Annotated in this window: 18 protein-coding genes and 2 tRNA genes; 5 read left to right on the plus strand and 15 right to left on the minus strand. The window is 35.0% G+C overall.

Annotation, left to right across the window (positions count from 1 at the left end; translation table 11 throughout):
* Window positions 1–308: 308 nt before the first annotated feature.
* The 12 genes from VUJ46_RS15670 to VUJ46_RS15725 all read right to left on the minus strand — a co-directional run bounded on the left by VUJ46_RS15670 (window position 309) and on the right by VUJ46_RS15725 (window position 13,285).
* Entirely contained in the window at window positions 309–575 is a 267-nt protein-coding gene (locus VUJ46_RS15670) for a hypothetical protein (RefSeq protein WP_326981661.1), read from the minus strand.
* A gap of 10 nt (window positions 576–585) precedes the next feature.
* Complete coding sequence (locus tag VUJ46_RS15675) at window positions 586–1,329, minus strand: cysteine peptidase family C39 domain-containing protein (protein ID WP_326981662.1); 744 nt, start codon at window positions 1,327–1,329, stop codon at window positions 586–588.
* 116 nt (window positions 1,330–1,445) lie between these two features.
* On the minus strand, window positions 1,446–2,990 hold the full coding sequence (locus VUJ46_RS15680) for a hypothetical protein (RefSeq protein ID WP_326981663.1): 1,545 nt from the start codon (window positions 2,988–2,990) through the stop codon (window positions 1,446–1,448).
* Between the two features lie 173 nt (window positions 2,991–3,163).
* Complete coding sequence (locus VUJ46_RS15685; protein ID WP_326981664.1) at window positions 3,164–4,291, minus strand: DUF3871 family protein; 1,128 nt, start codon at window positions 4,289–4,291, stop codon at window positions 3,164–3,166.
* The gene (locus tag VUJ46_RS15690) at window positions 4,275–5,192 is read right to left on the minus strand and encodes an AAA family ATPase (RefSeq protein ID WP_326981665.1); all 918 of its coding nucleotides are present in this window, start codon (window positions 5,190–5,192) and stop codon (window positions 4,275–4,277) included. The genes VUJ46_RS15685 and VUJ46_RS15690 overlap by 17 nt, the downstream gene beginning before the upstream one ends.
* Window positions 5,193–5,329: 137 nt before the next feature.
* On the minus strand, window positions 5,330–6,052 hold the full coding sequence (locus VUJ46_RS15695) for a hypothetical protein (RefSeq protein ID WP_326981666.1): 723 nt from the start codon (window positions 6,050–6,052) through the stop codon (window positions 5,330–5,332).
* 68 nt (window positions 6,053–6,120) lie between these two features.
* A complete protein-coding gene (locus tag VUJ46_RS15700; protein ID WP_326981667.1) occupies window positions 6,121–7,326 on the minus strand; it encodes a site-specific integrase in 1,206 nt (401 codons plus the stop codon).
* A gap of 241 nt (window positions 7,327–7,567) precedes the next feature.
* A tRNA-Asn gene (locus VUJ46_RS15705) sits at window positions 7,568–7,641 on the minus strand.
* Between the two features lie 281 nt (window positions 7,642–7,922).
* Complete coding sequence (locus VUJ46_RS15710; RefSeq protein ID WP_326981668.1) at window positions 7,923–11,132, minus strand: S41 family peptidase; 3,210 nt, start codon at window positions 11,130–11,132, stop codon at window positions 7,923–7,925.
* Window positions 11,133–11,232: 100 nt separating this feature from the next.
* Window positions 11,233–11,309 (minus strand) — tRNA-Asn (locus VUJ46_RS15715).
* An 81-nt stretch (window positions 11,310–11,390) separates the two neighbouring features.
* Window positions 11,391–12,740, minus strand: coding sequence for an RIP metalloprotease RseP (gene rseP / locus VUJ46_RS15720; protein ID WP_326981669.1), 1,350 nt, complete (start codon window positions 12,738–12,740; stop codon window positions 11,391–11,393).
* Window positions 12,741–12,844: 104 nt separating this feature from the next.
* Entirely contained in the window at window positions 12,845–13,285 is a 441-nt protein-coding gene (locus tag VUJ46_RS15725; protein WP_326981670.1) for a DUF6646 family protein, read from the minus strand.
* Between the two features lie 102 nt (window positions 13,286–13,387).
* Between VUJ46_RS15725 and VUJ46_RS15730 the strand changes: the two genes are divergently transcribed.
* Entirely contained in the window at window positions 13,388–14,140 is a 753-nt protein-coding gene (locus tag VUJ46_RS15730; protein ID WP_326981671.1) for a nitrilase-related carbon-nitrogen hydrolase, read from the plus strand.
* A gap of 61 nt (window positions 14,141–14,201) precedes the next feature.
* Here the strand turns inward: VUJ46_RS15730 and trxA are convergent, their stop codons facing one another.
* Genes trxA through VUJ46_RS15745 form a run of 3 tightly spaced genes read right to left on the minus strand, consistent with a single transcriptional unit; the run spans window position 14,202 to window position 16,305 of the window.
* Entirely contained in the window at window positions 14,202–14,501 is a 300-nt protein-coding gene (trxA, locus tag VUJ46_RS15735; protein ID WP_312390436.1) for a thioredoxin, read from the minus strand.
* A 15-nt stretch (window positions 14,502–14,516) separates the two neighbouring features.
* Entirely contained in the window at window positions 14,517–14,888 is a 372-nt protein-coding gene (locus tag VUJ46_RS15740; RefSeq protein WP_326981672.1) for a rhodanese-like domain-containing protein, read from the minus strand.
* A gap of 7 nt (window positions 14,889–14,895) precedes the next feature.
* Entirely contained in the window at window positions 14,896–16,305 is a 1,410-nt protein-coding gene (locus tag VUJ46_RS15745) for an MBL fold metallo-hydrolase (protein ID WP_326981673.1), read from the minus strand.
* A 285-nt stretch (window positions 16,306–16,590) separates the two neighbouring features.
* Between VUJ46_RS15745 and VUJ46_RS15750 the strand changes: the two genes are divergently transcribed.
* The 4 genes from VUJ46_RS15750 to lysA all read left to right on the plus strand — a co-directional run bounded on the left by VUJ46_RS15750 (window position 16,591) and on the right by lysA (window position 21,276).
* Window positions 16,591–18,117, plus strand: coding sequence for a helicase HerA-like domain-containing protein (locus VUJ46_RS15750; RefSeq protein WP_326981674.1), 1,527 nt, complete (start codon window positions 16,591–16,593; stop codon window positions 18,115–18,117).
* A gap of 273 nt (window positions 18,118–18,390) precedes the next feature.
* A complete protein-coding gene (locus tag VUJ46_RS15755; RefSeq protein WP_326981675.1) occupies window positions 18,391–19,614 on the plus strand; it encodes a 3'-5' exonuclease in 1,224 nt (407 codons plus the stop codon).
* Window positions 19,615–19,631: 17 nt separating this feature from the next.
* Window positions 19,632–19,835: a DUF5808 domain-containing protein gene (locus VUJ46_RS15760; protein ID WP_326981676.1), complete on the plus strand. Its 204-nt coding sequence runs from the start codon at window positions 19,632–19,634 to the stop codon at window positions 19,833–19,835.
* A gap of 238 nt (window positions 19,836–20,073) precedes the next feature.
* Window positions 20,074–21,276, plus strand: a complete 1,203-nt coding sequence (gene lysA / locus VUJ46_RS15765) for a diaminopimelate decarboxylase (protein ID WP_326981677.1) — start codon at window positions 20,074–20,076, stop codon at window positions 21,274–21,276.
* Window positions 21,277–21,438 lie beyond the last annotated feature (162 nt).

Raw genomic sequence — 21,438 nt, forward strand, 5'->3', positions numbered from 1 at the left:
GCGACTATTTAGATTTTTTCTATAATAATGCTCTTGTTTTCAGGGTTGCTTATTGTATTGTGGATGGTGGCAGATGTGAAATACCATTCCCAGATTATGATGAGCAAGGGAATGTTTCAGTTCCTAGAGAATATCATGACTTAATAAAAAAATTCAGTGAAATAGTAAATAGGTCATTTATTTTTGATGGTTATTTTGCAAGAACAGGAATAACTATTTCAGAAGAAGAATGGAAGTAATTTTATATTTATATATATACAACAATAGACTGCATAAAAAGCAGTCTATTTGTTTTGTTACTTAAGTAATTATTCTTCTAATGGAAATACTTGTCTCACAAACTTAAGAAGTTCTTCAATGGTCTTCAATTCTTTTTTTATTGCAATTTGACCTGTGAAATAATTAACAGTAATTTGATTATCTAGAAGACTAACTCTAAATACATTTTTCATCATCTTAGAGCCTAGCTCCTCACTAAATCCATTTTCTTGTCCTGCTGCTAAATATCCATTTTTAGAAAGCATAACTAAATAACCTTCAGTTTCTAACTCATTTTTTATTTCTTCTATTTTCATAATATTTAATTTATAATTTTACTTGTGCCCAATGGTATACAGTTCCAGCCCAATATGTTTCAAAGTCATCCAAGGACATTGTAGCTTCAACACCATTTTTCTGACCAAATCCCTTTGTCTTGTCCCATGGGTCTCTAATATGTACTATTCCATCTTCTATTTTATCAACTATAACAGTATGGATTTTTTCTGTGTTTGGATGCATTAAACTGGCTAGCCAAGGTCTTTTAGTTGCTTTTGATAAATATTCAGCTGTCTTTTTCATATCATCAATTCCTACATAAGCAGAACCAGAATTTATCTTTTTACCTTTAAATACCATCTCTAAAGCAGGTCCAACATCACGTAAATCAGTTCCTAAATCAATATCTGTTTTAGCAAATTCTCTGACTAAACTTTCAGGAACATCAATCCCATTGTCTTTAGCTAGCTGTCTGATGCATGCAGCAGCACAAGACATTCTTTCTTCCTGACAGAACATCCTTGCTGATGTAATTTCAGACAAGTATTTAAAAGCTCCTCCAGTCCCAGTCCCTAACCTAGGCTTCAGAATCTTATTCCAAAAGGAGTTGACCTCTTTAAAATCTCCTTTAAAAATAGGTTTTTCTTTCCATTTCAGAAGATAACCATCAACCTTTGCTACAATCTCAATACCAAGCTTTTGAAATCCAATTCTTGCACTGGCAAGAATATTAAAAATGCTCTGTGCTTTCTTTCCTTTTATTACAACTTCTTCAATCTCTTCTGCTGTCATGGCTAAATCTTCAGCCTTAGCCCCATTCTTAGCCCCTTGCAAGAGTTCTTCAATAAACTTAATGAAACCTTTGAATCCTTTAACACAAGCTTTCCCAAATCTAAAGATAAGCTTTCCTAAAAAAGAGTAAGCAAATCTGTAACTCCAAATGTTACAGCAGACATTGCTTCCCTTGTTATTACTTTTAAAAGACTTGTAGCTTTTTGAACATAAGTTGTTCCTTTTATGATATTTCCTTCTCCTGCTGTGAAGATAAGAAGTAAAATATTGATAATGAACTCAAAAGCAATAATTCCTACGTAAAATGCAATTGTGTAACGAGAGGTTTTATCCCAATATTCCTTCATCTTGTCAAATATACCTTCAAAATCAGATTGAGAAATGCCACCACTTGAACTGAAAAGATTTTTAACTCCTTTTAAAAATACTGGACCATTTGCAAGAATCCAGTCTAATACATCTTCTGCTTTCTCTAATACATCTCTTCTGTCTTTATACTGTTCATAAGATAAAGCCATTGTTGGCTGGAAAAGAGCCTGTAAAATGTAAAGTATGCACTGTAAAAGACCTACAAGACCACTGTTTATACCACAGTAAAAAGCATTGGCAATTTTAAGAACTTCTAAACCTTTCTTGGCTAATTCTACCAATTCATCCTTAACCTCACCAAGAAAATTTTTAATCGTATTAACAACACTACTAATCTTCTCTACAAGTCCTTTGAAAGCATCTGGTAAATGTTCTATAGAAGCTTCTTTAACCTTACTTGCTGCCTGTTTTACTAATTGCCAAACCTGAGTAAAAGCAACTTCTGCACCTTGAACAAAAGGATTATTTCCCAAATTTTCAAAGAACTGTGCAGCTTTATTCATATTAATAGGGATAGGAACTACAGCCCCACCAATTACAAGAGGAAAAAGAGGAGAATAGTCTTTAGCTTCTGGGTTGTAATTCTTCTCTGTAGGTTTAAAATCTTCTAAATGTTCTGCACACCACCCAAAGGCATCAGCAGGAATGGAAGTAATATTACCTATAATTTCTTCAAACCTCCTGTCACCAGTATAATATTGATATTCTCTCATTAATGCATCACGAGTAAGAGTAGCATTAATCTTATCACCTTCATAAGTATAAGCTAACTGTGCCAGATATGCAGCTTCATCATCCATAGATGTGATATTCCTGAAGAATTTTCCACCAACAGTAGAAGATAATGGTTCAGGAAATCTCTTAAAGAGTTGAACAAAATAATCTCCCATCTTAGCAATGTAAAAGTCTCCTGCAAAATTGGATTTCTTGGAATCAGGCTTTTCATAAAAAAGAAAAAGGCTTTGAGGTTGTCTTTTGTTGGCATTGTAGCTTCCCAATACCTGAGAACCATTTTCACAAGATAGTACCTGAGCTTGATACTCGTATCCTTTCACTCCTTTATCATCTACTCCTGTTGATGGAAAGACAGATACAGGAGTATCAGTAAGATAAGAATACCCTAATGGAGTATTTCTGTAGTCATGAAATGGGCTTCTGTAATCAGGAGAATCATCTTTGCTGATAATTTTGTTTCCAAAAGCATTATTTCCTGCAAATCCTTGATTAACTTCTTCAAAAGAGAGTATTTTGAACTGAGATAAGTCACCAAATTCGTCATCAAATTCTTCCATAAGCTTTGTGTTTTAGCAATTAATATTTTATTTAAATGTTTCTAAAAGCAAAGCTAAATCTTGACTGCGCCAAAACATGACGTGTTTAAAATTCCTTTTAATTTTTTTCAGCTTTTATTTGACTACCTGTCAATGAATAAAAATCCACCCCACAAAATGCAAGGTGGAAGCAACTAACTCAAAAACCAATGATATTTACTGTCACCATTGAGTGCTTTCTGAATACCCTGAGTAAATTCAAAGGCATTCAAATTCCTGTCAAGGAAAGTGTCTATATAACTGCTCTTATTAGCCTGTGTAAAGAGATTATATACATTCCAAAGATTAATGTCTCCCTCTTCACTTCTGCAAAAGCTTTCATCTTCATAGTAGTCTTTTGCCACTGTATTAAGCTGACTATCATTGAAGTTCAGGCTTGGAATGACTAATCTCTCCTTTTTAGGTAAGTGTTGATACAGTCTTGACCTACCCAAAAGCTGAGCAAATTGTTGTTCTGTAAGGTGATTATGGGATAAAGACCTCATGACCCCCAGGTGACTTTCTGCACTGTAATTCTGAATAACATTAGTCACTTTCTCCTGTAGTTCATGATAATTCCCCACTCTCATTTCCTCAACAAAGCCATCAGAAGATACACAGAGATTACAACACACTTTATTTTGAAAGCCAATGAAAAACTTGAACTTTTCAAAAGTTTTCTTGTTGTAGAGGTTCTCCAAGTTATAACTTCTTACTCCACCCAGAGTAAGAGCCAGTTCATTACCATTAATAGTGTCTACAATGGATGGTATCTGAATAATAAAAGCCATTCTTTCATAATAGATAGTCTTTTCGTGGTCAAGTAAATCTTTAGCACTCTTGTAGATGGCATCAGGAGTTCTACCTTTGATTTGGTGTGATACCCTAATTTCAGGGTTACTGATACTATGGTGAGGAAACAGTTTTAATGCTGTATTCATTACAATATCTATAAACTCCTGATGTGCAATGGTCTTTTCATTGTCCTTACTAAACACAGGAATAATGCAGTCACTTTTAAGGTGGCTCAAATCAACCTGTAAGGTATTAGCTTCAATAAAAGGTTTATGAACATAGGTAGAGTCTGTTGTGCTAATGATAGTATTGACTGTATTAGAAATCAAAAGAGGCTGAACACTTCTTGGTTCAACCTCCTTAATTTCATTCATTCTGCTTGGGTAAAATACCTCTGCATCTTGGATATTTACAGCCTCCAGGTTAAGGTGACTGCTTCTTTGAACATTGTGCAGTTCCATTACTGCTGTATTATCTGTGTACTCCATTAGTTGAAAAGTTTTGTGGGTTAGACAGTTTGATTAAAAATGATTTTCTGGCTTCATATTCAGGCTTTAACTCTTCCTGATATTGGGGATATTGTTTGTAAAGAGCTAAAAGGTCACTAATTGCATTACAGTCTCCTATTTTATTAATTAGAGCGTTAATCTCATTAGTGCCCAGGTAACTTTGTTTAGTCATAGAAGGGGTTACCTGGGCTTGGTTAATTGTTCCTGCATTACACCAGTCAAGAATCACCTTACCAGTTTGAGGGGTTATCAGAAACTCAGGTTTATTCATGAATAGTCCTGTTCTATCCTTACTTGCTTTAGCCAAATGATTATCATTAACTAATTCAAAATTGATGGTAAGTTCATATTCAAAACCATCCCTGGTGATTTCTTTGGTTCCATGTTTGACGACTTTAGTCTTACCATTGCTACCAATATCTAAAGAATAATCCATCTTTCTTCTTGTGGTGGTAATGATATGGCAGCTTGACTGTAGTATCTTGTTGATGAATGCTTGATGTCTTGGAGTTACATTAGCCCAATCCTGAAACCTACCACCTAGTTTCTCATGGATTTCAAGACATCCACCAGAGCCATTCCATTCATGACTGGCTGAATCTATGATAATGACTTCTATTCCTGACTTTTCACACAATTCTATAGCTTGTATATATCTTTCAGGTGAATAGGGAGCTTGTAAGTCCAACACCTTATAACTACCCAGGTCAGAATACAAGGAAGCTGAGGAGTTTTCTGTGTCTATGACTGCTATTTTACTCCAGTCCTGTGTCATTCCATAGGCTAATAATAAAGCTGATTTGGTCTTTCCAAATCCACTAGCTCCTGATAATCCTAATCTGAGCTTTACTTGTTGTCTTTGTGACTGTTTTAATTGCATAATATTTTGTATTTAAAATTGTTGATATCACCCTTGGATTCTCAAGGGTGTTGGTGAATTATTGATTGTTTAAAAAGGTTACGATTTAGAACATCAAACCTATTAGAGGAAATCCTCCAATGGAGAGAATAATGTGGTTATTTCCCTTTCTTTTTCCTTAGCCCAGGTTTAAGATACTTTTGAATATCTCTGTGACCTGGAAAAATCCTTTCTTCCTCTTCATCTCCAAAAACTTTTGGAAGTATTTCTATAACTTTTTCAGGATGTAGAAAGAAATAATTAACCTGTTGTGGCTTACTTTCAGAGCTTATGCTTCTTTTATTTTCAACAGAAATGACTCCTAATTCCTTAAATCTGCTGATTATTTTTTCTGCCCTGTCTTTCTTGATGCCTAATTCCTTAAAAATTTTTTCTTTAGACCAGTAGAATGATTTGAAATTAAATGCTTTGTATTTGATAAGTAATGCTTCAAAAAAGACTCTTTCATCACAAACAAAGAAATTGCTGTCATACTGCATGAAATTTAGAAGTCTAGTCCCAAATATGGTGTCATAGTCTACGAAATACCTATCAAAATTGAATTCATGAAAGTCTCTCATGTTAACAACTATTTTATCACTAGGAGATAGTATGTTCTTAACCTGCATGTTTCCTGTTGAATTTACTTCAATAAGAATGTGCTTTGGAGTGTTGTCTTGTTGGAAATTTTCGTCAAAAGAAATGTCGTGATTGTAGAGTTTTACTTCTTGAAAACTCTCTTCAAAATCTTCACTATGTACCCCAGGTAACTTCTGAGGAGAAAGATTACTTTCAATCTCATTTTCTTTATGAAAATTCCATTCTTGTTGGAATTCATTCATAATTTAATGAGTTAAAATTGTGTTTTCAAAATTAAGAAAAATATTAAGAATACTGTTGAATTATCTTTTTATTTTTTCAGTTTAATCTTAAGTTTTTGAAGTTGCTCACTTAGCTTTTTTGGCATTAGCTCTGCATAATATTCCTGTGTAGTAGTAATCTTGGAATGACCTAAAAGTTTAGATATAACCTCCATAGGAATATCATTACTCAATAAGACTGTAGAGGCAAATGTTTTTCTTGCTGTGTGATGAGTGAGATTTTTAGAGATTTCTAGTATAGAAGCTATTTCCTTAAGTAGCCTATTAAAATATTGATTACTTATTCTGGGTAAGAGATACTCACTTTCTGAAGAATATTTCTCCATTACCTCAAGGGCTTTTGGAAGTATTAGAGGTACAGAGAATGTTCTGTCTGTCTTTTCTCTTTCCTTATAAATCCAACTGATTCCATCAGGTTTAGTTATTAAATCTTCTCTTTTGAGTTCAAACATCTCCTTATAAGCAAGTCCTGTATAACAGCAAAATAAATAACAGTCCTTAATCCTATTTAATGTTTCAGACTGGAATATATGACTTTCAAGTTTGTCTAATTCCTTTTGTGTTAAGAATACAAGTTTAGGATGTACTGTCTTAGGTTTATGTTCTTCAAAAGGATTAGACTGAATATACTTCTGTGATACAGCTTTCTTGACTACTTTCTTAATTCTCTGAATAGCTTTGTTAATAGTAATCTGACTATGTTTAAGTTCAGTTTTAGAATAGTATTCAAACTCTGAAATGAAGTCAAAATCTAAATCCTTTAGCTTAATATCTGATTTTTTGAATTTGAACCTTATAAACTCTTCTAAATCACCTTTGATATATTCAAACTTATCATAAGTGGGTTGTTTAATATCAATCCCTATTAGCTTTTTAAGTCTTTCAAGGTAGAGTTTGTAGTATTCAAGTAAAGAATAATCTTTAACTAGGGTTTCACCTTTATATTGCCTGTAAATATCATCTACATCAAAGTTCTCATCTTGAAGTTGAAGTAATAGAAAAGCCTGATTAATCTTGTTTTTAATCAGGCTTAATTGGTTGTTGACATAATTGTTATCTTCATTGGGTGGTTTAGATTTCTGCTGTTTACTATCCCAATGTTTAGGATTAATAAATAATCCTGTAGCAAATGGTTTTCTTTCTCCCAAATATGTTATTCTACATCTTAATGGGGCTAAACCTTTAGTGTTTGTCTTTGCTTTGTCTAATACAAAGAGTATGCTTATAGTGTTCATGATTTTGTAGAATTAATAAGGGTTTGAATGGTGTTCCAATATTTAAAAGTGGTGTTCCAGCTCTTAAGAAATGATGGTGTTCCAAAGCTAAAAGGAATGTGTACCTTTTTGGAAGCCTATTATTTAATAAAAAGTATGGGAAATAGGGTATTTAAAATATTGTAAAATCCCCTAAACATAAGGTAACCCACAGAAAATGAGTAGAAATAAAAAAAGACCTACATTTCTGTAAGTCTTTTTGCTCCTCCTGCTGGGCTCGAACCAGCGACCCTCTGATTAACAGTCAGATGCTCTAACCAACTGAGCTAAGGAGGAATTTCCTTGTTTTAAGGTGTTGCAAATATAATATGAATATTTATATCAAGCAAGTTTTATCCTTTATTCATGATGTTTTTTCGCTAAATGTATTGAAATTCAATCACAAATATTTTATATTTTTTTTAATTAAATCTGAATTTTTACCAATTATTACTCCAAAAAAAGAAATGTTTAGCTTAGAAAAAATGTTGTATTGCTCAGAAGTTACTACTTTTTATCTCAACTGAAATAACAATAAAAAGAATATTGCTATTTCAGCTTCTGATATTTTAAATTTTTTATTTCTTTAAATCTTTAAGAATTTCCTGAACAGCGCGCTCCAATTGCGGGTCATTGTTCTGCTGGCGATCCATAAAAGTATTTTTGATATAAATGTCCGGTTTCACTCCGGTTTTTTCAAGATTCTTACCGTCTAAAGTATAAGTTCCCCAAGAAGGAAGTCTGTAAAAAGATCCGTCTACAAGGCTTTTTCCTGAAGTAAAGATAATCCAGCGGTAGGTATCCTGACCGATGATTTTTCCTAATTTCAAAGCTTTGAATCCTGCTGCGGTCATTTCAGCATCACTTAAAGATGCTTCGTTAATTAACAGAACGATGGGTTTTCCTGAAGGCGCAAAATTTGGCTGTGTTGTCATTTTTCCTTCACGGTATTTCCACTGTAAATAGGGTCTTTGAGAAAGGAAATTCAACACTTTATCATGCACATTTCCACCTGTATTGTATCGAAGATCAAGAATCACGGCATCTTTTTGATTTTCCTGTTCCACCATATCCAAAAGAAAACGGTCAAGCTCATCGGTCGACATGTTTTTCATATAAGAATAAGCGATTTTATTATTACTCAGCTTATTAACGCGGTCACGATTGTTGAAGATCCAATCATCATAAAGCAGACTTTTCAATTCCACATTTGAAATCGGATGTACTTTTGTCGTTATATTTTTACCATTACGGTTGAAGGTGAGAATAAGTTCTTCCTGTTTTTTCGGAGTGGTAAAGTAGTTTTCACGATTTTCATTCGTCTCTATCTTTTTTCCATTAACGGAAATCAATTGATCTCCAGGCTTAATATCAACACCCGAACGGAATGCCGGCGATTTTCTTACAATACTTTCTACGGTGTACGGCTGATCTTTTTTAAAGATAATTCCACTTTCATTGGTGAAGTAATTCAGGTAGGTGCTTTCTTCTTTTCCAGTGGAAGAAAATCCGGTGTGAGAAGAATTTAATTCGCCTAAAAGATCGTTCAACAAAATTCTAAGATCGTTTCTGTTATGAACATACGGAAGATATTTTGCGTATTGGTCCTTTTTAGCCTTCCAGTTGATGCCATGGAATTTTTCGTCGTAGAAGTTTTCTTCAACGCCCGTCCACGCTTCATTGTACATCTGTGTAAATTCTGAAGCCAAATCTTTGTTAAATGTATATTGAATCACTACTTTTTGGGGTTTCAAAGCAGAAATTGCTGTTTTGTAAACATTTCCTTCGATTAATGCGAACAGATTTTTAGCATTTTTCGTGATATTATAAGCGGCTTTATCAAAAACTTTTTCAGATTTGGCAGGTTCAAAATCGGTAAAAACTTTTTTAAACAATTGCTTTTTACCATTATCCTGATTGGAATTAAACAATAAAATCTCTTTTTTATCATCTAAGAAAACTGCCGGATCATCCTGATAACCATATCGATCGGTTACCAATTCTATTCGCTCCAAAGTATATTCAGGATTTATTTTGATTTCCTTAACTACAGGTTCTTTCTCTTTCTCCTTTTCATCTTTTTTATCCGCGTCTTTATCTTTGCTTTCTTCCTTTTCCTTGTCGTTTTTCTCTTTTTTGTCCTTTGTTTTTTCGGAATCTTTTGTTTCTTTTTTATCTTCTTCAGTGAAAAGTTTGTCGAATTTCTCAGATTTATAAGGTTGATCAAACCAATCCAACGCCATACGGTAAATATTGGATTTTTGCAGACCTAAAGGATAAGATGGGTTCGTTCTGTCGCTTGTAAAATAAATATATTTTCCGTTCGGAGACCAATAAGGATCTTCTTCGGAAACTCCGGTGTTCGTAAGGTTGGTGGTTTCACCTTTTTTAATATTATAGATGAAAATATCAAGTTCAAAGTTCCTTTTAGCTGAAAATAGAACATATTCGTTATTTGGCGAAAAAGATGGTTTTGAGTTTTGAAAGGCCCAAATTTCATCTTTCACAATCGTAGTCGAATTGAAATTTTTAAGATCCATTAATCTCACTTCATCACGGCCGCTTAGATAAACTGCTTTTGAAAGATCGCTGTTCAGGGTAATATTGCGGTTGTTGCGTAAATCGTTGGTCAGCTGCTTCTGTTGTCCTTTTCCGTCCGCAGAGATACTGAACCAGTTTTGATAGCCTTTATCAGTTTGACTGAAAAGTAGAGTACGGTTGTCTTTCAGCCATTTTACTTCCATCACGCGTTCTTTTCCGTCGGAAATCTGTTGTGAAAACTTTCCTTCCACATCAGACACAAATAAAACACCACGGCTTACATACGCCATTTTCTTACCGTCAGGAGAAACATCATAATACGAAATATTATTTTCTACGTTGAAACTTTGCTCTTTTTCTAATGTTTTATTGGTGTTTAAATTGATGTTAAGGGCTTTTGTGCTTTTTGAGGCAGCATCATAAACATACAACTGATAATCTTTTTCAAAAATAACTTTAGAACCGTTGGCTGCGACAAAAGGTTTTTTAATAGAAGTGTCAAACTGTGTTAAAGCGATTTTTTTACCATTTTCAAGTTTATAAAGGTTGTATTCATTATTATTTTCATCAGAAATAAAATAAATAACTCCATTTTTATCTACACTTGGGTTAAAATCTTTCCCTTCGTAATTGGTATATTGTTTAAAAGAATTATTTTTTGGATTAAAGCCTAAAATATCAGGGTTGTTTTCCCCTTTGTAACGTTTACGATGAGTCTGTCCGGCGCTTTCCATAGAGCTTGTGAAAAGATATTCTCCAGCCGGAGTTTCTGCAAGTCCGTTTGTATTATTAAAATAGTTATTAAAAAGCTTTTCCGGAGTTTTTCCTTCAATCGTTGTTTTAAAGCTTCCGAAATTGTTCTCTCTGCCGGAAGTAAAATAAATCGTTTTGCTGTCCCATCCCCAATTTTCTATTTCGTCTTTTCCGGTATGAAAAGTCAATTGTTTGATATTTCCACCTTCTTCAGGCATTACATACACATCATAATTTCCATATTGATTGGAGCTGAACGCAAGCCATTTTCCATCCGGAGAAATTCGCGGGTTAATTTCTTCGCCTTCCATCGCGGTGATTCTTGAGGCATTTCCTCCGCTAGAGTCTGCTTTCCAGATATCACCATCGTAAGCGAAATAAGCGGTTTTTCCGTCCGGACTTAATGAAGGTGTTGATAAAAAATATGATTTTTCCTGCGCAGAAAGCTGTGTGATCGCAAAGGCAGTGAATAATGAAATGTATAGTCTTTTCATGAGGTAGTTTATATTGATGAAAAATACTGATAGAGTAAGTATTCAATAAAATTCACAAATATAAACATAAAAAAAGACCTACATTTCTGTAAGTCTTTTTTGGCTCCTCCTGCTGGGCTCGAACCAGCGACCCTCTGATTAACAGTCAGATGCTCTAACCAACTGAGCTAAGGAGGAATGTCCTTTGTTTTAAGTGGTGCAAATATAGGACGAATATTTATACCCTACAAATATTTTTAATGAAAATTTTAAAAATAATTATAATTTTCCGGTGAAGACCTTGAAAATGTCGCTTCCGAAGATCAGTAACATCAAGCCTAACAGGAAGATAACCCCGATCATCTGTGCGTTTTCCAATACTTTCTGAGGAACAGGTTTTCCAACGATCATTTCATATAAAGTGAAAATTACGTGTCCACCATCCAATCCCGGAATAGGAATTAAGTTCAAAAATGCCAACCAAATAGAAAACATGGCAGTAAAGCTCCAGAAAGAAACCCAGTTAATAGCGATGCTGCCATCAGCTGACTTATCAACAGGCATATTTTTAATAATAGCGATTGGTCCGCCAACGTTTTTATATCCCTGAATTTTTGAGTTAAACATAATTTTGAACTGCTTTACCTGCATGGTTAAAGCCTCAATAGTTCTTACAAAACCTCTTGGAATAGCTTCTCCGAAAGAATATTTTTTATCAGTAACAACGCTTGCCATTGCTTTTTGGTCTACACCAACTCCCAATTTACCGTTTTGATCTACTGTTGCAGAAACAGTTTCCGCTTTTCCGTTTCTCAGAACGTCGATGTTTACTGCTTTACCTTTATTTTTCAATAAAACATCACTCACTTCATCAAAGAAAGGAGTCTGTTTACCATTAATTGAAACTACTTTATCACCTTTTGCCAATCCTGAAGCTTTCGCTGTTGGGCTTACCAATGTATCAATGATCATTGGGATTCGTGGAGTAATGTACATTTTAGCTTCTTTTTGCTTTAGTACATCCGCAACGCCATCTTTGTTTACCGGGAAAGTTACTTCTTTTCCGTTTCTAAGAACCGTTACATTGTCGCCTAAAAGAATATTAATAGAAGCATTTTCTAATCTTTCTGCTGGTTTTCCGTCAATATTGATGATCTTGTCACCACTTTGGAAACCCATTTTTTTACCGGCATCCGTTACCCCAATTCCATTATTGAATTTCGTAAGATCGGTATACATTTCTCCGTTGAATAGAGAAAGGCAACCGTAGATCAGCCAGGCAAGGAAAAAGTTGACCGTTACGCCTCCAAGCATAATAATTAATCTCTGCCAAGCCGGTTTTGCTCTGAATTCCCAAGGCTGTGCAGGCTGTTTCAACTGCTCAGTATCCATACTTTCGTCTACCATTCCGGCAATTTTCACATAACCTCCGAAAGGAAGCCATCCGATACCATATTCGGTTTCACCAATTTTCTTTTTAGCGATTGAAAACCAAGGATCGAAGAAAAGGTAAAATTTTTCTACTTTGGTTTTAAAGTATTTTGCGGGTAAGAAATGCCCGAGCTCGTGTAAGATGACTAAGATAGAAATGCTCAATATAAATTGAAACAGTTTAATTGCTATTTCCATTAATGCTTTTTATGTTTAATTTGCAAAGGTAACAATTATCAAAACTATGCCAAATAAAAAAGCTCCTCGAAATGAGAAGCTTTGTCATATAATCAGGTGTTTTTCTACAAATTGAACGAAACCCCAAGACTGCCATTGTTGCCGACTTCCGCAAAAACTCCGAATTTCTCCGTGAAAAAGTATTTGGCGCCAATGTGAGCTCCGATTCCGAAGTCTTTTCCTAAAACTCCAACATCAACTCCCGGATAGATGTCCCATTTTGATGGAAGGTCCAAAGCATCCTGAAGGTGAAAATTCAGTCTTCCGAAAATGAAAACACGATTGTCTTTATCATTATCCTTATAATTGTCAAAATAAGCATTCGCACCAGCTCCTACAGATATCAGCTTGTTTAAACCATAATCATAGGTTGCCGCAATCCCGGTTCCATATCCCCACGCACTGAGACCCAGATTGATTTTCTGATCTCCTTTGCCTGTCCAAGCCTGTGCGCTGGCTGTTGCTCCCATAAAGATCACCATGAACATAAAAACCAATTTCTTCATAAATTTTACATTTTTAGTGTTATTAATAAAAAAGATTCGTATCAAAAATAGAACCGAAATTATCAGAAAATCGTATTTTTATTGAAGTTTTTAATAAAGTTTATGAAAATCACAGGACTGAATTTAGATATCATCTGGAAAAATAAATCCGCAAATTTTGAAGAGATTGAGAAGGAGTTGCAAAATCAGGAAGCGGATCTTTTTCTGCTTCCGGAAATGTTTTCAACAGGTTTTTGTATGGATGCCGCAGAGATTTCAGACAGAAATCAGGAATCTCTGGAGTTTTTAAAGAAAATGGCAAAAGAGAAAAATGCTGCTTTTTGCGGAAGTGCGCCCGTGGAAGAAGAAGGCAGTTTTTATAACAGAATGTATTTCGTACAACCCGATTCTCAGGTTGATTTCTATGATAAAAGACATTTGTTTTCCTTTTCCAGAGAAGATAAAGTCTATACGCCGGGACGAGAAAGAGTGATTGTAAATTATAAAGGATTTAGAATCTTGCTGCAGGTTTGCTATGATCTTCGTTTTCCTGTTTTTGCAAGAAATAATGATGATTATGATGCGATTTTATATGTAGCCAACTGGCCGGAGAAAAGGGTAGGAGCCTGGGAGCATCTGCTGAAAGCAAGAGCAATTGAGAATTTATCTTTTGTTTTTGGTTTGAACCGAATCGGGACCGATGGAAATAATCTCTTTTATCAGGATAGTTCGCACTGTTTTTCTGCTGACGGATCTGAAATTTCTGAAAAGAACGGAAATCTTGTTATTGCAGATCTGGATGTAGAGCAATTGAAAGATTTCAGAAAGCATTTTCAGTTTTTGAATGACCGGGATGCTTTTTCAATTCAATTATAAAAAAATTGAGGTTAAGATTTAGGCTGATATTTTTACAACCTTAGTCTTAACCTCAACCTTTTTAAGCATATTGTTGTAAAAGTTGTGTCAATCTGTTCACATCGTGAACCCCGCTTTCTTTATAAAGCAATTCTCCTTTTTTGAAAACCGCTAATGTAGGAACGCTGCGCACACCATATTGTGAGGCAATGGCAGGATACTGATCGATATCTACTTTTATAATTCTGGCGGTTTCGCCTACTTTCTCTTTTACCGTCGTTAAAACCGAAGACTGAACTTTGCAAGGCTGACACCAGGTTGCAAAAAAGTCGATTAATACCGGTCTTTCCGAGTCTATAATTTCCTGAAATTTTTGTGACATAGTTTGGTTTTTTATTTATTTTGATGATGGCTCATCCTGAATGGCTTTTACGTTTTTCCAGCTTGTGCCGTCGTACACTTCCACGCCATTTTTCTTTAATATTTCTACTGCTTGGTCCGCCTGAATTCCTTTGTTGCAAAAAACAACTACTTTTTTGCCTTTCAATTGTTCAGTATTATTCTGAATTTCAGCCAAAGGAATATTAATAGCATTCTTTGCGGTTCCTTCTGCATATTGTTCCGGAATTCTTACATCTACCAACGTTACATCTGAGCTGTTCACAACTTCTCTGATGTTTGCTTTTGGCGCTTCAGAATGACTGGCTGTTTTACAGGCTGTTACTGTAAGTGTTGTAAGGATAATTCCAAAAAGTATACCTTTCTTCATCTTGATTTTAGATCACTTTAGACTGACAAACAAAATCTGTTGTCGGGAATTTTTCTGTTTTTTTGATTCCGTTGAAACCACCTTCGATTTCAGTGAAATTTCTGATTCCGTGAGAGTTAAGGATGCTTGCCGCAATCATGCTTCGGTAACCGCCTGCACAGTGCAGGAAGAAATGTTCAGAATCATCAATCGTTTTTACCCAATCGCTGATTAAATCTAAAGGTTTATTGTAAGCATTATCAATATGTTCTGCCGAATATTCTGAAATTTTACGAACATCAACTACTTTTGAACTTACATTAAATTGCTCTGCAAATTCAGTCGGAGAAATTCTTTTTACTTCGTCCGTTTCTTTACCCCCGTTTTTCCAGGCTTCAAAACCTCCGTTCAAGTAACCCACAACATTATCAAAACCAACTCTGCTTAGTCTGGTAATTGCTTCTTCTTCAGTTCCTTCGTCTACTATTAATAATAAAGGGTGTTTTACATCTACGATCAACGTTCCTACCCATGGTGCGAAATCACCTTTTAAACCGATATTTACTGAATTAGGAACAAATCCTTTATGAAATTCTACAGGACTTCTCGTATCAAGAATCAAAGCGCCCGTTTCTTCTGCGTAAGCTTCAAAATCATTAACCTCAATTGGTGTTAAACCTTTGTCCATCACGATATCAAGACTTTCGTAACCGCCTTTATTCATGGCTACATTCATTCCGAAATATTTTGGAGGAGCGGTAAGTCCATCAAGAACTTCTCTCACAAATGATTCTTTATCTGGTTGATTAAGAGCGTAATTCGTTCTTTTTTGATTTCCCAAAATATCAACCGTCTCTTTCTGCATATTTTTTCCACAAGCAGAACCCGCGCCGTGAGCCGGATACACTGTAATACTGTCATCCAGCGGCATGATTTTGCTGTGTAAACTTTCGTATAAAATTCCTGCAAGGTCTTCCTGTGTTACGCTTCCTGCTTTTTGAGCAAGATCTGGTCTTCCTACATCTCCCAAAAATAAAGTGTCACCTGTGAAAATAGCAGTTTCCACACCGTTTTCGTCAATAAGAAGGTAGGTTGTACTTTCCATGGTATGACCGGGCGTGTGAAGCGCTTTTATTTTTACTTTTCCGATTTCAAAAATTTGCTCATCTTCAGCAATCGTTGCTTCGAATTCTGGTTGTGCCGTTGGTCCGTAAACCACAGGAGCTCCCGTTTTTTTGCTTAAATCCAAATGCCCCGAAACAAAATCTGCATGAAAATGTGTTTCGAAGATATATTTTAAAGTTACATTGTCTTTTTCCAGACGATCCAGATAAGGTTTTACTTCTCTTAAAGGATCTATAATTGCAGCTTCATTTTCTGATACAATATAATAGGCGCCCTGAGCCAGACAGCCCGTATATATTTGTTCAACTTTCATTGGCTTTATTTTAAAAATTTAGTTAAAGATACGAAGTATTAGATGAATTGTATGTCAAATGTTAAATCTGCCTAATAGTTTATATCAATTTTACTGTGTTGATCGGGTTTAAATTGCTTTAATTCAAATAAAAAGAACAGCCTAAAAGCATACTAAATTAGTAGACTGTTTTTTATCATGTTTGAAAGATAAAAATAATAGTGTAGATATTCACAAAAGAATATTATTTATCAGAATAAAATATCTTACAAAAACTTTTATCTTTAGATGTCTAAAAAAAATCAAATGGCAAATAAAGTGAAATTTATTGAAGAATTAAATGCTAAATACACTCCGAAAGGAGATCATATTATATTAGGAAAGGCAATGCTCAATGGAGAGGTAGTCCCTGAAGTGAATGTTACCATTCCTTTAAAAACCATCAACCGCCACGGATTGATCGCCGGAGCTACTGGGACAGGGAAGACCAAAACGTTACAGGTCTTCGCCGAACAGCTTTCTCATCAGGGAATTCCGTCTTTGGTGTTGGATATCAAAGGAGATTTCTCCGGAATTGCTGAAGCTGGACAGAAAAATGCTTTAATTGAAGAAAGATATTCTAAAACTCAGCTTCCTTACGAGCCACAGGCTTTTCCGGTAGAGTTGATGACCATTTCCGGAGAAAGAGGTGTGAAACTGAGGGCAACTGTTACGGAATTCGGACCTGTTTTGTTGAGTAAAATTTTAGAATTAAATGATACTCAGCAAAGTATCATGTCTATTGTTTTTAAATATTGTGATGATAAAGGGCTGCCTTTAATTGATCTGAATGATTTGAAGAAAGTTCTTCAATATGTCACTGAAAATGCTCAGGGAAAAGCCGAATTGGCAGGAAATTATGGTTCCATTTCTTCAGCTTCTTTGGGAGCTATTCTGAGATCGATAGTCGCATTGGAACAACAAGGCGCGGCAAGTTTCTTTGGAGAATTAAGTTTTGATGTGCATGATCTGTTGAAAACAAGAGACGGAAAAGGCGTCGTGAATATTTTGCGGGTTGCGGATATTCAAAGTAAACCTCAGTTGTTTTCTACATTTATGTTGTCTCTTTTTGCTGAAATTTATATGACTTTCCCTGAAGAAGGTGACAGCGGAAGACCAAAACTCGTTCTTTTCATCGATGAAGCACATTTGATTTTTGATGAATCTTCCAAAGCGCTGCTTTCCCAAATTGAAACCATGGTCAAACTGATTCGTTCTAAAGGAATCGGAATTTACTTTATCACGCAGGTTCCAGGAGATGTGTCGGAAGGAGTGCTTTCTCAATTAGGGTTGAAAATTCAGCATGCGTTGAGAGGTTTTACCGCGAAAGATAAAAAAGAGATTACAAAAGCAGTTGAAAATTACCCGACAACGGAGTTTTATGATGCTTCTACTTTAATTCAGAATTTAGGAATTGGGGAAGCTTTTGTGACAGCTTTAGATGAAAAAGGAATTCCGACTCCGCTGGTTCATACGTATTTAATTTCTCCGGAATCCAGAATGGATGTGCTGAATGATGCTGAAATCTCTGAACTAACAAGTAAATCTGCCTTAGTTGCCAAATATGAAAAAGTAGTGGATAACGAATCGGCTTACGAAATCTTAGTCAACAGAATGGAACAGGCCGCTCAGAATGCAGCTCCGACTCAAAAAACGAAACCTGTAAAAGAAGAACCGGGAATGCTGGAGCAGGTTTTACAGAGTAAAGCGGGAAGAACCTTCACCAGCACGCTGATGCGAGAAGGGGCGAAGGCTATTTTGGGAATGCTTGGTTTAGGTGGCAGAAAGCGATAGAAATTTTAAATAATTTTTATATATTCGTAACAATAGGAATGGTAAGGTTTTTGACCTGTCATTTTCGATTTTAAATAATGAGGGGTGCTGTGTAACCGTTTGAAAACAAAATCATTTGTTGAAGATTGTTATACAGCATTTTTCTGTTTTTAAACTTATTGTATGAGTTTAGATTCAGCCTTATGCTGAGCAGTAACGGGCAAAATTTTTGAAGGAACGAGGAATTCTATGAATTTATGCCTACATTTATAATTAGATTTTAATTAAGTAAAGTTGTACTCCATAATTGATATAGAAAGTAACGGCGCGGGTTACAGAAAAGAAAGTATTATTGATATTGCTATCTACAGATATGATGGGCAAAAAATTGTTGATCAGTTTATTTCGCTTGTTAATCCTGAAAGTGATATCACACCTTTTGTGCAGAAATTAACCAATATTACTCCAAAAATGGTTAAAACGGCTCCGAAATTTCACGAAATTGCCAAAAGAGTTGTGGAAATTACGGCCAATACTACGTTGGTTGGTCATAATATCGATTTCGATTACCGGATGCTTCGTCAGTCTTTTACCAGGTTGGGCTATGAATTTAAAATCAATACATTAGATACGATTCCTTTAGCTAAAAAACTGATTCCCGATGAGGTAAGTTATTCTCTCGGAAAGTTGGTGAAATCGCTGGGAATTCCTTTAACCAATCATCATCGTGCAGATGGAGATGCGCGTGCGACATTAGAATTGTTCAAGCTTCTCATATCAAAAGATACGGAAAACGAGATTATTCAGAAGCAACATGAGGAGTCTAATGCCAAAACTTATATTAATAAGATCAGGCAGTTAACTCAGGATTTGCCAAACGAAAAAGGTTTTGTTTATTTTCAGGACGAGGCTGGGAGAATCATTTTTTCAGATCATGTTCAGGATATCAATAAATTTTCGAAGAAAGTTTTTAATTCCAAATCAAAAAAATGGGACGATATTCAGCAGGGTGTTGAACAAATTAATTTTGAATTGACCGGAACGGATATTATTGCGAAACTTATTTTAAATTCAAAAGGGCTTAAAAAACGAGATACGCTGCCTTTCGGATTATTTTGCCGAAATAATAAATATGTTGTTGAGAAAAATACACTGAATAAAACGGAGAAGCCTCTTCTGAAATTCAGATCTTTCACGCAAGGTTCAAAAGCGGTTCAGTTTATTAATGGGATTGAAGAATATCAGGATGCGAATGTGTTTAAAAAGAAGATTGATTTCAGGAAAAGAAACGAACTTTGGTTAGGACAAGGCCGAAAATTAGGTGAGAAATTATTTATGATCATTGAAAACGGTAAAGTAATTTCTTACGGATTTTATGAGCTGTTTACTCAGATTCAGACACTCAGTAAACTGGCCAAGCTGAAAATAGATTTGCCTTTATCATCTGCGGACCTAAATAATGAGTTGCAGCTGGCTTTGCTTCGCGGTGATTTTGAAACATTGCCTTTGCCGAAATAATTTAATATAAATACAGCATGAATTCCTTTGATAAAGATTCAGAACATTGGAAATTCGGACTTTTTTATTACAATAAAGAAGATAAAAGGATATTTCCGCCCAAAAGATTCGGATGGGGCTGGACGGTAAATTTTGCCAATCCGTTATCTGTTTCTGTATTTTTATTGATATTAATCGCGATTGGGATTATCACTTGGTTGCTTCCAAAGCAGAATTCCTGATCTTGCTGAAAAACAAACACTTTGCAAATCAGTTTTCTGAAAATGAAAAAGAATTAGTATTTTTGCAAAAAATAAAACAAAGCAATGCAAGATTTTAAACAAAATAAAACCGGAAAAAAGGGAGCTGTAAGGTTCTCTAAGGTTTGGAATATTTAAAAGAGTTGCCTTGCATAAAAATAATAATATTGTGGCGGACTCTTTTCGAAGAATCTGCCTTTTTTTATGCTAAAATGAAATTATGAATTCAAATGAATTATTAAAGATTGCCAACGAATTTGGCACACCGGTGTATGTTTATGATGCTGAATCTATAAAAGAGCAATACGAAAAACTTACATCTTCTTTTTTAAAACACACAAAGTTCTTCTATGCAGCAAAGGCATTGACAAACATTAATATTCTTAAGTATGTCAAGAACTTAGGTGCTTCTTTGGATTGTGTATCGATAAACGAAGTGAAACTTGGGCTTAAGGCAGGTTTCTCAAAAGAAAAAATATTATTCACCCCGAATTGTGTGGATCTTGCTGAGATTGAAGAAGCAATGACTTTCGGAGTGCACATTAATATCGACAATATCTCTATTCTTGAGCAATTCGGAAACAAATACGGAAATACATACCCGATTTTAGTAAGAATCAATCCGCATATTTTTGCGGGAGGAAATTATAAAATTTCAACGGGGCACATCGACAGTAAGTTCGGTATTTCCATTCACCAGGTTCGTCACATCGAAAGAGTGATGAAATCTACCAATCTTAATGTGGAAGGTCTTCACATGCATACCGGAAGTGAGATTAAAGATCCTGATGTGTTCCTGCAGGCTCTGGATATTATGCTTGAATTGTCTGAGCATTTCCCGAATCTGAAATATCTGGATATGGGAAGTGGTTTCAAAATTCCTTATCAAGACAGCGAAGAAGAAACAGATGTGAAAACATTAGGTAAAAAAGTAGAAAAAGTAATCGCTGAATTTTCAAAATCTACCGGTAAAAAATTTGAACTTTGGTTTGAACCGGGAAAATTCCTTGTTGGAAAAAGCGGTTATCTTTTAGTGAAGGCTAATGTGATCAAGCAGACTACAGCAACGGTTTTTGTAGGAGTAAATTCAGGATTCAATCATCTGATTCGTCCGATGTTCTATGATTCCTATCACTATATTGAGAATCTTTCCAATCCAAAAGGGGCAGAAAGAATTTATACCGTGGTGGGAAATATTTGTGAAACAGATACTTTCGCCTGGGACAGAAAACTGAATGAAGTAAGAGAAGGTGATATCTTGGTATTCCACAATGCGGGAGCCTATGGTTTTGAGATGAGTTCAAATTTCAATTCTAGATTAAAACCTGCTGAGGTTCTTTTCTTAGACGGAAAAGCTCACCTGATCAGAAAAAGAGACGAATTCGAAGATCTGTTGAGAAATCAGATTGAAGTGATAAAATAAATAACGGAAACTCTGCAGGAAATTGCGGAGTTTTTTTTGTTCTTAATTAAATTTTAATGGCTAAGAATCTTTAAAATATTAATTATTCCTTACATTTGATAGGCAAATATTTTGAACAAAAAAATAGAATGCCTTCAATCCATATTCACATCCGTTTTTTCA

Origin of the sequence: Chryseobacterium sp. MYb264 (genome assembly GCF_035974275.1) — a bacterium.
GTDB lineage: Bacteria > Bacteroidota > Bacteroidia > Flavobacteriales > Weeksellaceae > Chryseobacterium.

What these genes read in the sequence shown, in the direction of transcription:
- trxA (WP_312390436.1), bottom strand. Translation starts at nt 14,501, where the DNA reads ATGTCACAAAAATTTCAGGAAATTATAGACTCGGAAAGACCGGTATTA.
- VUJ46_RS15670 (WP_326981661.1), bottom strand. Translation starts at nt 575, where the DNA reads ATGAAAATAGAAGAAATAAAAAATGAGTTAGAAACTGAAGGTTATTTA.
- VUJ46_RS15680 (WP_326981663.1), bottom strand. Translation starts at nt 2,990, where the DNA reads ATGGAAGAATTTGATGACGAATTTGGTGACTTATCTCAGTTCAAAATA.
- VUJ46_RS15725 (WP_326981670.1), bottom strand. Translation starts at nt 13,285, where the DNA reads ATGAAGAAATTGGTTTTTATGTTCATGGTGATCTTTATGGGAGCAACA.
- VUJ46_RS15740 (WP_326981672.1), bottom strand. Translation starts at nt 14,888, where the DNA reads ATGAAGAAAGGTATACTTTTTGGAATTATCCTTACAACACTTACAGTA.
- rseP (WP_326981669.1), bottom strand. Translation starts at nt 12,740, where the DNA reads ATGGAAATAGCAATTAAACTGTTTCAATTTATATTGAGCATTTCTATC.
- VUJ46_RS15685 (WP_326981664.1), bottom strand. Translation starts at nt 4,291, where the DNA reads ATGGAGTACACAGATAATACAGCAGTAATGGAACTGCACAATGTTCAA.
- lysA (WP_326981677.1), top strand. Translation starts at nt 20,074, where the DNA reads ATGAATTCAAATGAATTATTAAAGATTGCCAACGAATTTGGCACACCG.
- VUJ46_RS15710 (WP_326981668.1), bottom strand. Translation starts at nt 11,132, where the DNA reads ATGAAAAGACTATACATTTCATTATTCACTGCCTTTGCGATCACACAG.
- VUJ46_RS15690 (WP_326981665.1), bottom strand. Translation starts at nt 5,192, where the DNA reads ATGCAATTAAAACAGTCACAAAGACAACAAGTAAAGCTCAGATTAGGA.
- VUJ46_RS15745 (WP_326981673.1), bottom strand. Translation starts at nt 16,305, where the DNA reads ATGAAAGTTGAACAAATATATACGGGCTGTCTGGCTCAGGGCGCCTAT.
- VUJ46_RS15695 (WP_326981666.1), bottom strand. Translation starts at nt 6,052, where the DNA reads ATGAATGAATTCCAACAAGAATGGAATTTTCATAAAGAAAATGAGATT.
- VUJ46_RS15700 (WP_326981667.1), bottom strand. Translation starts at nt 7,326, where the DNA reads ATGAACACTATAAGCATACTCTTTGTATTAGACAAAGCAAAGACAAAC.
- VUJ46_RS15750 (WP_326981674.1), top strand. Translation starts at nt 16,591, where the DNA reads ATGGCAAATAAAGTGAAATTTATTGAAGAATTAAATGCTAAATACACT.
- VUJ46_RS15730 (WP_326981671.1), top strand. Translation starts at nt 13,388, where the DNA reads ATGAAAATCACAGGACTGAATTTAGATATCATCTGGAAAAATAAATCC.
- VUJ46_RS15760 (WP_326981676.1), top strand. Translation starts at nt 19,632, where the DNA reads ATGAATTCCTTTGATAAAGATTCAGAACATTGGAAATTCGGACTTTTT.
- VUJ46_RS15675 (WP_326981662.1), bottom strand. Translation starts at nt 1,329, where the DNA reads ATGACAGCAGAAGAGATTGAAGAAGTTGTAATAAAAGGAAAGAAAGCA.